The following is a 12,076-nucleotide window of genomic DNA, read 5'->3' as shown; positions in this document are numbered from 1 at the left end:
GTGACGCAGAAGCCGCTGCGGAGCGCACAAAGAAAAAGCGCGCCTCCCTGGGGAAGCGCGCTCCTTCATCACGAGATGGCGACGAGATCAGCCGTCCAGATCGGGGCGGATGTAACCGTCGATGCCCTCGTCGGCCTGGTAGTAGTTGCGCACCAGCCGCATGTCACCGCTGATCGCGTAGAGCACTGCCGCGTTGGCGGCCGCCGTGCAGCTCGCGGTGTTGCGGTTGTTGTCGATCTTGCCGGTGACGGGGTTGCTGGCCACCGCGTTGCCCTGGGTGGGGTAGCGCATGAACCCACCGGTGCGCAGGCGCCCGTTGCCGAGCACGTACATCCAGTTCGAGTTGTTCGAGGTGCCGTCGGGCCAGCCGTCGCGCTGACGCGCGTCTTTCGGCGTGTCGCCGTGCACGGTGACCACGTACTCCTCGTTGAACTTCCCGCCGCTCTCCGAGTTCGCCACGTCGAGGTCCTTGTCGAGCATCTCGAAGTACAGCTTGAGGAGCCGCGCCGTCTCGTTCAGGCGGGTCATGTTGCCGAACGCGCCGTGCGGGTCGTCGCTCATGACCTGCACGATCACGCTCTGGGTCAGCCCGAGCTTGAACGCCTTCGACGCCGTGATGAACGTCTGCGCGATGCGGCGCATCTTGTTCTCGGTGTTGCCGTTGATCTCGTACCGCGCCAGGTCGTCCTGGGTGGGAGCGAGCTTGTCGCGGAGGTTCTGCCCGAGGAAGTTCGAGGCAGACCGGCCGAGATCCAGCGACTTGTGGAACGTCTGGCGGTTCGCGGCCTTGAGCAGGTTCACCTGCGCCTTGTAGGTCGACTCGAACAGCACCGCGTCCTGCGACGCCTGGAGGGCGTACTGCGACGCCGCGCTGTTGAAGAGCTCGACCATGCCGCCGGGGTCCTGGACCGTGGTGATCGCAGGCGCGCCAGGCGCGGTCCCGAAGTTGACGGGCTCGATGCCGATGACGGGCACCAGCGACGAGTTCACCATCTGCATCGACGCCACCGAGGCCATCATGGTCCGGTTGGGAGCGACCACCGAGACCTGGTTCGGGTTCTGGGTGTGCGTCTGGTTGACGCCGCAGCCGAAGATGGAGACCTGCTTGTTGCGCCCCATGCCCACGAACGGGGTGTCCGGACCGACGGCGGACGGCTCGTCCGTGTCTCCCTCCTGGACCTGCCCCATGCGGTGGTAGGAGAAGTTGTTGTTGCCCGACATCGCGATGTCGCGGTGAGGCCACAGCAGGTTGAACCACGCGAACCCACCGTTGCCGGCGATCAGGTGGATCGACTTCTTCGTGGGCGCCTTGGCCGACTGCGCGAGCGCCGAGCCACCGACGTCCGCGATCGCGTTGAGGATACCGGCCTGATCGAGGCCGATGGCCGCACCGAACGCCGTCGTCAGCTTGAGGAAGGTGCGACGCGACTCACCCTGGAGATTCTTTGTTTTATCGCAAACCATGTCGTCCTCCTCACTCGCACGAATGCGCCGCAGCAAGCAGCGAGGCCACAGCGATGATCTTGCCCTTCTCGACGCTGCTCGCGTCCTCGACGGTCTTCGAGCAGATCGAGATATGCTTGTCGGTCGCCGGCCTGCCGATCAGGCAGGTGACCGCGTCCGGGTTGCAGCTATCGTCCGCGTTGAACATCTCGACGCCACAGTGCTCCGTGGTCGGGAGGTTCTGGATGATGGCCGGCGCCGCCTGCACGAAGATGTCGAACGTCTTCGTGGCACCCGACGACCGCCACACGATCGACTCGGCCGCCATCGCGTTGTAGTCCTCGACGCCCAGGGTACGGAGGCCGCCGTTGTAGAGCTGCCCCGCGGAGGGCGGCATGCCCTGGCCCGCGCCGGCGCCGAGATCCACGCCGAAGTCCTGGAGGATGTTCCCCAGGGTCGCGACGGTCAGCTTCGAGCAGGAGTGCAGCCGGCTGCGCACCTGCAGCGGGCCCTCCTTCTCACGCTGGGCCATGATCTCCTCGTCGCTCTTCCCGGCGCCCGGAGTGAGATCGTCCATGTGATCGAACGTGCTGTCCTCGCCGCCGACGGTTGCGTCGTCGTCGTTGGCGATGATCACGTTGTTCTCCGGAGCTTCCTCCGAACCCGGCTCCTCAATTCCAGGAACCGACTCGACGCATCCGACCCCCGCGAGCATGAGCGCGGCGAGGAGGCCAGGTACGGCGAACCCATGCAGAATCGTTGTTGCACGCTTCATGGTTTCTCTCCTCTAGGCTCTAGTACTTCACGAAGTCTTCGCTCTTGAGCATCGCCCGGAGGACCTCCTTGAGGTTCCGGTTCGCGCTGAACATGTCGATGAACGGCTTGATGACCGCGCCATCGATGTTCGCCGCGTCGCTCACGATGTCCTCCTTCGACATCGTGAAGTTCCACGCGCGAGACACCATGCAGCGGTGCACCTCCGCGTCCTCGGCCATCACCGCGCCAAGGGCGGGAAGGTCCGCTGCCGGCTTGCCGAAGCGCCACGCCGTCTGCTCGGAGTCGGGCAGCCAGTGGGTGCGCTGCGAGTCCACGAGCTCGCCGTTGACGTTGGTCTTCACCGCCGGCATGTTCTGCCACATGCCGTCCTCGCCGAAGTTGGCGAAGAGCGGCGCCAGGTGATTGCTCGTCTGGTGGCAGTTGGCGCAGATCGCCGCCTGCGTGTCGAGGAAGTTCACCGGATCAGCGGAGATCGACTCCCACGGCCACGCCGCGTAGTAGGTCCCGTTGCCGCGGTTCTCCGCCTTGCCGGTCTCCGCGGGGAAGGCCTTGCACGCGAAGATCTCCTGCACCCAGCGCACCCGCCGGAACGCCATGGGGCCGTAGAACTGCCGCATCACGCCCGGGTTCGTGAGCACGCCTGCCTCGGCGGGAGCGCCGCTGTTGCAGGTCCCGGCCTGGAAGGTGTTCATGCCCTCGTTGTAGGTCGGGCAGTTGTTGGCCGTCGCGGTCAGCACGTCGGTGAAGGGACGATCCTCCACGATGAGCTGAGCCGCGAAGGTCGGCGCCGTGTTGCGATCGTCGCCGTTGCCGCCGCCCTGGCGCATGATGTCCTGCCACCACTTGACCATGCGGGCCGCGAAGAGCGGATCCTGGAGCATGTCGTCGATGGCAGCCTCGTAGGCCTCCTTGCCGCCAGTCTCCACTTCCTTGATCTCTGCCAGCGTGGGCAGCCGTCGCAGAAGCTTGAGGCTCGCGGTGCGGAGCGCCTCGGGGTACTCGATCTGCCGCTCGCCGAGCACCGTGAACTCTTCCTCCTCGGGCTCGACATCATCCGGGTTGACCGGCTTGTTGGGATCGTCGACCGAGCCGCCAGGCACGCCCGGGGTCGCCCCGGGGTTATTGTCCGTGTTGTTCGTGTCATCGGGAGAAGAGCCCGAGCACGCGGCCGCCACGACTGCCGTCGCAAGAGCCAGGAGAATCGGAGTGGTTCTCATAGACCGCCTCGCATTCCTTTCACCATGTTGCTGCTATTGACCTGCAGACTCAGCGGCATCCGCCTCAGCCTCGATCCAAGTCGTGACCGCCGTCCTGAAGTTGTTGAAATCATTCGCGTTCGGGAAACGAAAATCGTGATTCGCTTGCATCGCCGGGTTGGTGTTCCTGAAGATCAGGCTATTCGCAGGGTTTGCATAATCCCCCGATACCCGGACCCTGATCTGTGCACAGGCCTCCTCCGGACCCGTCGGTGCATTGTTCGTGAGCCCCGTCATATCGATCGCGGAGACTGCACGGTTGTTGTTGTTGTTTCCGTGGCAGCCACCGCAGCTTGCCCGGAACAGTTGCTGCGGGCTCTGCGCGCCGCCCACCCCCGTCGAGAACGACTCGAAGGCCTCGCATCCGCCCCCGCCCGTCTCCGGCCGAGTATACGGAGTGATGCTCTCGAAGAACATCGCGATCAGCGAGTCCGGCTCCCACTGCGTGAGAATCACCGAGCCGATACCGATATTTGCGGTCTCATTGGCACCGACGTCCACCTTGACCCCCGTGAAGCTCCGGTCCAGCACCGCGGGCTTGTTCGGGGGATAGACCGCGAACTTCGGGATGTTCACGGTCACGCCGGTCACGTTCGAGGTATAGACCCGCAGATCCGAGACATAGAGAATGCCCGCCTCTTCCTCGGCCATGAAAGTGACCGTCACGCCGTAAAGCTGAGGATCGATGTCCTCCAGGTAGATCGCATTGATGCCCATGACCGGCGTGAAGGGCTCGGTGCCAGCGCCGAGCGGGTTCGCCGGCGCCTCGATCAGGCTCGCCTCGGCCTGCAGCCACTCGGTCAGCCCGGTCTCGAGCGTGCCGTCCGAGAGCGTGTCGAAGTTCTTGCCGCCGTGAACGCTGCCCTGGGTCGGGTGCGTCGCGCCCGTCCGCGGGTAGACGAGGAGGACGCTCTCGTCCCAGTTCTTCTTGATGAAGCCATCCTGGGCCTTCAGGCGGTCATAACGACCTTCCGGAGTCTCGGCGTCGAGAAACAGATCCTCGGTCTGCCCGCCCTTGCCGTCGTGACAGCCCACGCCGCAGGTCGCGTTGAAGATGCCGTCGACCGCAAAATAAAGCGCTTTCGCCTCGTCGATCGTCTCCACGACCACCGGCGGCTTGCTCGTCCCCGCGCCCTCACCGTTGTTCGCGCCCTGACCCCCCGTAGGCTCCGGGGAATCGTCGGGGAACTGCTGCGGACTGACACAGCCCGTCGCCACGCCCATCGCGAGCGCCAGCGACCCGGCTCCCATGAGCACCATGGAGAAGAGGGGGTTCGATCGTGACAGGTGAACCTTGAGCATAGCCTCTTATCCTCTCCCGATTCCGGGAGACCTCCAAGCAGTTCTCCGCAGCGCGACCCTGTTACTGCACATCGCGGGCCAACCTCATCGGACCCTGGAAACCTCGGTGCAGGCGCGCATTTCAGCCTTTATTCCCCCCTCTCGCTGGAGAACCACAGCCAGAGCGGCCGACTGGATCATCTGTGACCCGGTCTCCCGGATCCCAGGGGCCCCTCCCTGACCAGGTCCACCCCGCGCGGCGCCACACCACGAGCGGCTTTTTCCGCAGCGCGAACGGGCCCCTCCGACCCGCCTTTGCTCCGGAAATTGGTCCCTTCGCCGCAACCTCCGGTAGCGGGGGAGCCCATGACGCGAACGCTCCTCTCCGCCGCCCTCGCCTCTCTCCTCGCCGTCGGCTGCGGCCGCGCCGCGCTCGACGCACAGCCGACGACCCCCGCGAATACCGCCAAGGCAAAGACGTCCAGTGACGCCGCCGCGACCTCCCCCGAAAAGGGAACGAATGACGAGATCTCCGGGAAATCCAGCCCGACCGCCACCGCCGCCGCCCTCCTCGCGGCGTCTCCCCTGCGGCAGCCTGGTGATTACGTTGCTTACCGTTTCACCGGATCCTTTCAGAAGAAGCCCGTCACCCTCACCCAGCGCGTCGTCGCCCGTGAAGGCGACGCCCTCCTCGTGGAGATGACCCTCTCGGCGGAGGGGCGCGACGAGTCCCTTCGCGTGCGCATGAGCGACGCGCCTGCGACGCGCGGTGAGGTCCTCGGCGTCCTGCGCGTCGACGCCACCGGCGCGGAGCGGCCCGCGACGCTCGCGGCCTACGAGGCCCTCATGGCCCGCACCATGGTGGCCGCCGACGTCAACGAAGCCGAGCTCGGGACCGAATCCCTCAACCTCGACGTGGGCGGCCAGCCCATTGCCTGCCAGCGGACCAGCTACCGGGTACGCATCGGCGGCAAGACCGCGACCATGCACACCGTGCAGAGCGAGCGGTTCCCCTGGGGCGACGTGGGCGGCGAGATCACCGCGGAGGACGGCAGCGTCATCTACCGCGCCGAGGTGATCGACGCGGGCCACACCAAGCCCTCGCGCACCTCCACAGCGATTGCCTCGGACGAGGATTACGAGCCCTGAGTACCTCGTTCACACGGCAGGGGCTCGCGCCCCCGCCCCCCACCGAGCAAAGCGCGTCGGGGCCCCCCACTCCCCGATCCACCCGCGGTTTCCAGAGCGCTCTGCCGCTTCGGGCCTGACGCCCGTCGCATCGGGAAGCGAACCATGTCCCCGGCCGTGTGTATCGGAGCGGGCATTGCGAGCGGGCATTCACCCCGCGCCATCACCCGGCCCCTCCGGCCCCTCCGGCCCCTCCGGCCCCTCCGGCCCCTCCGGCCCCTCCGGCCCCTCCGACGCCCTTGAGCGCGAGGATCTCCTCCGCCCGCGCTGCCGCCTCCTTCACGAGGTGCCCCATCTTCGGATGCTCCGGCTCCAGGTCGGGCGGCAGGCCATCGGCGCGGAGCGCCTCCGAGCACACCGGCCCGATCGAGGCCACCATCCCCTGCGCGAGCGCCGCGCGCACCGCGGCGAGGATCCCCTCCTCCGCGGCCACCATCGTGAAGTGCTCGATCTGCGGCCGGCTCGTGAACAGCGCGATCGGCACCTCCCCCGCGGCCAGGGCGTGGAGCGCCTTCCGCAGCGGGCCCGTGTCCTCGGGCAACGCCCAGCGGTACACGGGCACGGGCGTGACCACCGCCCCTTCGCCCGCGAGCGCCGCGTGGAAGTCCAGGTTCGGCGCGCCGTACTCCTGCACCACCACCCGCTTGCCGGCGAGCGGCGCCGAGACCCGCGCGAGCACCGCCAGCACCTCGCGCCACGTGTTCGGCTCGGGCACCGTGGCGAAGCCCGTCACCCCCAGCTCCCGCAGCGCCCCCGCGGGCTTCGGCCCCCTGGCCACCACCTGCACCCCCCCGAGTGCCGCGGCGAAGGCCTCACGGCTCATCTCGGGCTCCAGCTCCCCCGCGAGCGCCCGGGTCCCCACCCCGGTCATCAGCACCACCACGTCCACCTCGCCGCGCCGGAGCGCCGAGGCAAACGCGAGGGCGTGTTCGTTCCGGTCGACCACCACCTCGCGCAGCGTGGGCGCCTGGATGGGGACCCCACCGTGGCGCTGGATGAGCGAGGCCATCTCCGCTGCGCGGCGGCTCTCGAAGCTGACGACGCGCCTGCCGGCGAAGTCACGTGCGGTGCTCACCGCGCGAGCTTACCCCAACGCCGAGCCCCCCCACGCCCCTCGGTCTGGTAACCTGGACCCGTGGTGACGGCAAAACAGGCGGACCAGCGCGAAGACGACGAGGCCCCCTCCTCCTCGCCCGACGAGGCAGCGAGCGCGCGCAAACGTCCCGGACCTCCTGCCGCCCCTCGGCGCGCCACCACGGGTCCGGACCCGGTGATCGGCGCCGGCGTGACGCTCCTCGGCATCTTCCTGATGGGCATCGGCGGCGCGGGGGACATGCACTACCTCTTCAACGCCGGCACCCTGGTGGCCGTCGCTGGAGCCGTCCTGTTCGTCCTCTTCGTGACCCTGACCGCCCTCCGCCAGCGCCCCCGCAGCGAAGCCACCCAGGACCCCTGACCGTCGCCCTCATTCACACGGCCGGGGGTGGTGCTCGCTTCCGGAGGTGACGGGCGTCAGGCTGGCGGCGGGGGCGCGTTGAGGTCGGGCGCGATCTCTTCGAGCGGCACCCCCAGCTCCTCGGCGATGCGCTCGATCTCGGCCCGCTCCGCCTCCGTGGGCGCCCCGTCCGCGGCGGCGAGCTGGATGAGCAACCGGACGACGCGCGCCCGCTCATCCGCGTCGCAGAGCGACTTCAGCTCCCGGTAACAGCGATCCAGCTCCTGCTCGTGGATCGAGGGCAGCTTGCCTTCGAGGGCCGTGCACACCGCCTCGATGGCCCCTGCGCTGAGCCCCTCCACGTGCGCCAGGAGCGCGCGGAGCAGCTCCTCTTCCTTCCGGGAGAAGCGCCCGTCGACGCAGGCCACCTTGCCGAGCAGGACCACGACGATGGCGATGTAGCGAAGGACGACCCCCTCGTCGTCCGGGAGCGCCTGGCGGAGCTCCCGGAGCAAGGCGTCGAGGTTCGGGAAAGAGCTCTCCCGCTGCAGGCCGAGCCAGGACAGTAGACCCACTGCCTTGACCCTAGCAGACCCGCCGGACAGCGCTCACGGCCACCATCACTCCTCGACCGCCCCGGCGATCCACTCGTCCACCGGGTCGTCCGACTTCGGCGTCTTCAAGATCGACCCATCGGGTCCGTCCTTCCGCACCACCAGCGTCCTGCGGGTGGTGGTGTCCGCGTTCTCGCGCGCCACCACGCTGATCACGTTCACCCCGGGCCTGAGGGGCGCCTCGAACTCGATGCCCATCTTCTTGGGGTCGGTGCCGTCGCGGTTCGACTTGTAGTAGAGCTTGCGGCTCCCCACGAAGATGTAGGCGTCGAGCAGCCGCTCGCCGTCCGCCGCGGTCCCGGTGATCTTCACCGTGTCCCCGCGCGTCGCCATCTCCGAGGCGGTCACCTCGACCGAGGGCGGCGCGTGCGAGTAGACGTCCTCGAAGGTCACCGCCGCGGGCGCCGCGCCGCCGCGGGCCACGTCCTTCTCCGCCACGAAGGCGAAGCGGTTGCTCCCGAGGTCCACCTTCAGGTGGGCGCCCACCTTCCCGAGCACCTTCACGGCGGCCCCTGCGGCGAGCTTCCCGAAGGTGTGTCCGTTCGCGTCCGGCCTGTCGAGGAGCGCCGCGCCCTCCGCGCCCGCCTTCACGGTCCCGCTGTCCGCGGTGAGCACCGCCGGGGCCGACACCGGGATCTTCACCTTCTCGCTCGCGAACTCGCGCAGGTCGCGGTCGCCCACGGTGAGCGCCAGCGTCGCCTCGGGCTCCATGAGCTGCGGCTGCACATCGAACGAGAACACCACCCGCCGCACGTCGCCGGGCTGCATGTTCGAGATGTCGAAGCGGCCCCCGTCGAGGAGCAGCCCGTCCCCCGAGAGGTTCGAGATGTTCGTCTGCGACTCGTACGAGCGCCCCTTCCCCACGTTCTTCACGGTCAGGTACATGCTGACCTTCTCACCCTTCTGGATGAGCCCATCCCCGTTCCCGCCGCGGTTGTCGGCGATCTGGTACGAGTACTGGAAGAGCGGCCGCTCCAGCGCGCGCACCGTCGGCCGGATCTCCACGGGCGCCGGCTCCGACGACAGCCCCTCGGCCTCCAGCTTCACCTTGAGGCCATCGCTCCGCGACAGCGCGTCCATCGGGATCCGGCAGTTCCGCTTCTCGTCTCCCGAGCGCGGCTTGATGGTCCCGAACTTCCGCCCCTCCACCTCGCACCACCCGAGCGGCGTCTTCGCCGTCTTCGACTGGCCCGGCCCGACCTTCCCGAAGATCAGCTCCTTCGAGTTGAAGTACGGGTTGTCGCTGTCGGTTGTCCCGCGCACCCGGAAGACCGGCTGGGTCCCGGTGTTCTTCACCGTCACCCGCAGCTCCATGGGCTGCCCCGCCGTCACCTCCGCGTTCTTGCGGTCGGTCTCGATGGTGACCTCCAGCTCTGGCTTCACCGGAGCTGCGCCCTCGGGCGGCGCTGCCCAGTCCACCCCGAGCCTGCCGAGCTCCGCCGCGACCTTGTTCAGCTCCTCCTTGCCGACCTGCTCGATGAAGTCGTGCGCCGCCCGGAGCTGCTCCAGGCGGGGCACCCGCTGCGGCACCCGCGCCGCCAGGTCCCGCGCGAAGCGGATGGGGAAGTCGAGCGCGAAGTCGTCGTCGAGCTCCCCGCCGCGCTCCCGGAGCTGCTCCCGGTCCGCGCTGGTGAGCTGGTAGCGCACCACCTCCAGCGGCTTGCCGCCGGCGGCCTGCGCGTTCGACAGGTGGGCCGACAGGTCACGCTCCCGCAGGCCATCCTTGGTCACCGTGAGGTCCATCTCCAGATCGTCCACGGTCATGGGATCGAGCTCGATGTCCGGCGTCACGCCCACGCCCTGGATGGAGACGTCGCCCGGCGTCAGGTACTGGGCGATGGTCAGCTTCAGCGCCGCCTTCTCCGGGGTCACGTCCGGGAAGACGAGCTGCACGCTCCCCTTGCCGAACGACGTCTGCCCCACGATGACCGCGCGGTTGTGGTTCTTGAGCGCGCCGGCCACGATCTCGCTGGCGCTCGCGCTGTTGCCGTTCACCAGCACCACGATCGGGTAGGGCGGCTCGGTCCCGGGCCCCTTGGCCCGCTTCTCCTCGCGCCCCTCGGAGGCCCCCACCGTGGAGACGATGACCCCGTCGTTCAGGAACTTGTCGGCGATCCGCGCCGCCTGGTCGAGGAGCCCGCCCGGGTTGCCGCGCAGGTCGAGCACCAGCCCCTTGATCGGCCCCTTGGCCCGCATCTGGTCGAGCGCCGCGTCCAGCTCCGCCGTCGACGTCGCCTGGAACTGCTTGAGCCGCACGTAGCCCACCCCGGCGTCGAGCAGCCGCGACTCCACCGAGCGCACCTTGATCACCTCGCGGCTCAGCTCGAAGGGACGAGGCTCCTTCCAGCCCCCCTCCCCTTCGCGCACCACCCACACCGTGACCTTGGTCCCCGGATCCCCCCGCAGCCGCCGCACAGCGTCGTCGAGCGGCATGTTCAGCGTCGACTCGTTGTTGATCTTCACGATCCGGTCGAACCGCTTGATCCCCGAGCGCCCCGCCGGCGTGTCCGGCATGGGGTTCATCACCGTCAGGAGCTGGTCGCGCACCGAGATCACGATGCCGAGCCCCCCGAACGCCCCCGACGTGGAGACGTTCATCTCCTTGTAGGCGTCCGGCGACAGGAACACCGAGTGGGGGTCCAGCGTGTGCAGCATCCCGTTGCACGCCGCGTACTCCACGTCGCGCAGGTCGACCTCGGTCCCCTTCAGGTGCTTCTGCAGGAAGGCGAACACCTCCCGCAGCCGCGCCGACACGTCCCAGGGCCCCTGGATGTTGTCGACCCGGAATTTCTTCTCGTTGTTCTCGACCCGGACGCTGACCTCGTTCGCGTCCCCGCCGGTCAGGACGATGACCTGCGCCACGTCGCGCTGGACGTAGTTCAGGGCCGACAGGAACATCTCCCGCGGCTTCACCCGCTCCGGATCCACGTACTTGTCGCGGATCATCTTGAGCGTCTCGTTCACGGCTTCGAGGCGGGTCAGGTCGTAGGGCGCCTTCGCCGAAGGCCCCGTGACCGCGAGCGCCGGCTCGAACCCACGCCATAGACCGCCCGGTCCGAACTGCAGGGCGAAGTACGTCGCGAGGGCGAAGGCCCCGAACAGTGCCAGGGCTTTGCCGAGACGTTCGAGCAGTCTTTGGGGCATACGGCCGACGAGTATAGACCTGCGCCGCCGGACGTCGAGATGGGGCAGACGGATGCGGGTGCTTCGGCGCCGCGGATCCCCGTGCTACGCTCCCGCTCCCCCGTACCCCCTCCCCCACGCCAGCCAGGAACCCGAGGAGCGCCGCAAGACATCATGCTTCGAGGATCGTCGCCGCGATGGACGAGCTCCCTCCTCTCCGCCGCCGCGCTCACCGCCGCGCTCACCGCCGCCTTCACCGCAGGCATGGGCACCGCCAGCGCGCAGGAGAAGGTGACGGGCACCGGCAAGGGCATCGTCGGCACGGCCTTGCTCGGCGGCGAGGCCGTGATGATCGGCATGGGCGCCTTCGGCGTGGAGGCGACCTGGCCCTACCTGGTGTTCGGCAGCGCGGGCATGATCGCCGGAGGCATCGGCGGCTGGGCCATCGAGGGCGCGGCTCCCCCTGCCGAGGTGCCGCTCTACCTGCTCGCCGGAGGCATGGCGCTCATCATCCCCACCGTCGTGGTGACCCTCAACGCCACCGCCTACAGCCCCCCCGAGGAGCGCGACGAGCCGCTCAAGAACGAACCCTCCCCTGACGGCCCCAAGGTCGAGGGCGACCTCAAGGTGACCTCACAGCTCACCTCACAGCGTACCCGTCCCGCCGCCCATCCCCGCCCGCGCCCCGCCCTCGGCCTCCTCGACCTCGACCCCCAGCGCGTCGCCTTCGGCCTCCCCGCGCCCGACGTCAGGCCCCTCTATTCACCGCAGGAGATGCTCCGGTTCGGTGTCACCCAGGGCCAGGAATTCCGCTTTTCAGTGGTCCGAGCTGCATTCTAGGCACAGCGTCGCAGAGCGCCGCCAGATGGAATGACGCGCTGAACCGGCCATCGCGTGCCCCGCAAACGCACGGTGAGCACGCGGTGAGCGCCGACTCACACACACCCGGCGCGCACCCG

At 68.5% G+C, this 12,076-nt stretch carries 10 protein-coding genes; 3 read left to right on the top strand and 7 right to left on the bottom strand.

The genetic code is table 11. The features are described 5' to 3' along the window. Positions 1–87: 87 nt before the first annotated feature. The 4 genes from CAP_RS01435 to CAP_RS01420 are packed head-to-tail and all read right to left on the bottom strand — an operon-like array spanning position 88 to position 4,778. On the bottom strand, positions 88–1,464 hold the full coding sequence (locus CAP_RS01435; protein WP_044235096.1) for a hypothetical protein: 1,377 nt from the start codon (positions 1,462–1,464) through the stop codon (positions 88–90). Positions 1,465–1,474: 10 nt separating this feature from the next. Further along, positions 1,475–2,218, bottom strand: a complete 744-nt coding sequence (locus CAP_RS01430) for a hypothetical protein (protein ID WP_044235094.1) — start codon at positions 2,216–2,218, stop codon at positions 1,475–1,477. Positions 2,219–2,237: 19 nt separating this feature from the next. Next, positions 2,238–3,437 carry a DUF1549 domain-containing protein gene (locus tag CAP_RS01425; RefSeq protein ID WP_156040388.1) on the bottom strand — a complete coding sequence of 400 codons (1,200 nt, stop codon included), beginning with the start codon at positions 3,435–3,437 and terminating at the stop codon, positions 2,238–2,240. A 33-nt stretch (positions 3,438–3,470) separates the two neighbouring features. Further along, a complete protein-coding gene (locus CAP_RS01420) occupies positions 3,471–4,778 on the bottom strand; it encodes a hypothetical protein (RefSeq protein WP_044235090.1) in 1,308 nt (435 codons plus the stop codon). Between the two features lie 345 nt (positions 4,779–5,123). On the opposite strand from CAP_RS01420, the gene CAP_RS01415 reads away from it, so the two are divergent. Beyond that, positions 5,124–5,906 carry a hypothetical protein gene (locus CAP_RS01415; protein WP_044235087.1) on the top strand — a complete coding sequence of 261 codons (783 nt, stop codon included), beginning with the start codon at positions 5,124–5,126 and terminating at the stop codon, positions 5,904–5,906. A gap of 202 nt (positions 5,907–6,108) precedes the next feature. Here the strand turns inward: CAP_RS01415 and CAP_RS01410 are convergent, their stop codons facing one another. After that, positions 6,109–7,020 (bottom strand): uroporphyrinogen-III synthase, encoded by a 912-nt coding sequence (locus CAP_RS01410; protein ID WP_063748620.1) that lies wholly within the window; start codon positions 7,018–7,020, stop codon positions 6,109–6,111. 60 nt (positions 7,021–7,080) lie between these two features. Here CAP_RS01410 and CAP_RS01405 point away from each other — a divergent pair, with 60 nt between their 5' ends. Then, complete coding sequence (locus tag CAP_RS01405; protein WP_044235086.1) at positions 7,081–7,401, top strand: hypothetical protein; 321 nt, start codon at positions 7,081–7,083, stop codon at positions 7,399–7,401. A gap of 56 nt (positions 7,402–7,457) precedes the next feature. Here CAP_RS01405 and CAP_RS01400 read toward each other — a convergent pair whose 3' ends face one another. After that, a complete protein-coding gene (locus CAP_RS01400) occupies positions 7,458–7,955 on the bottom strand; it encodes a tellurite resistance TerB family protein (protein ID WP_044235084.1) in 498 nt (165 codons plus the stop codon). A 45-nt stretch (positions 7,956–8,000) separates the two neighbouring features. Further along, complete coding sequence (locus CAP_RS01395) at positions 8,001–11,138, bottom strand: MXAN_5808 family serine peptidase (protein WP_044235082.1); 3,138 nt, start codon at positions 11,136–11,138, stop codon at positions 8,001–8,003. Positions 11,139–11,291: 153 nt separating this feature from the next. On the opposite strand from CAP_RS01395, the gene CAP_RS01390 reads away from it, so the two are divergent. After that, positions 11,292–11,957: a hypothetical protein gene (locus CAP_RS01390; RefSeq protein WP_044235080.1), complete on the top strand. Its 666-nt coding sequence runs from the start codon at positions 11,292–11,294 to the stop codon at positions 11,955–11,957. The last annotated feature ends 119 nt before the right edge of the window (positions 11,958–12,076 follow it).

Source organism: Chondromyces apiculatus DSM 436 (genome assembly GCF_000601485.1).
In the GTDB taxonomy this organism is placed as follows: domain Bacteria; phylum Myxococcota_A; class Polyangia; order Polyangiales; family Polyangiaceae; genus Chondromyces; species Chondromyces apiculatus.
The sequence above is the reverse complement of the archived record's forward strand: the minus strand, read 5'-3'. Positions and strand labels throughout refer to the sequence as shown.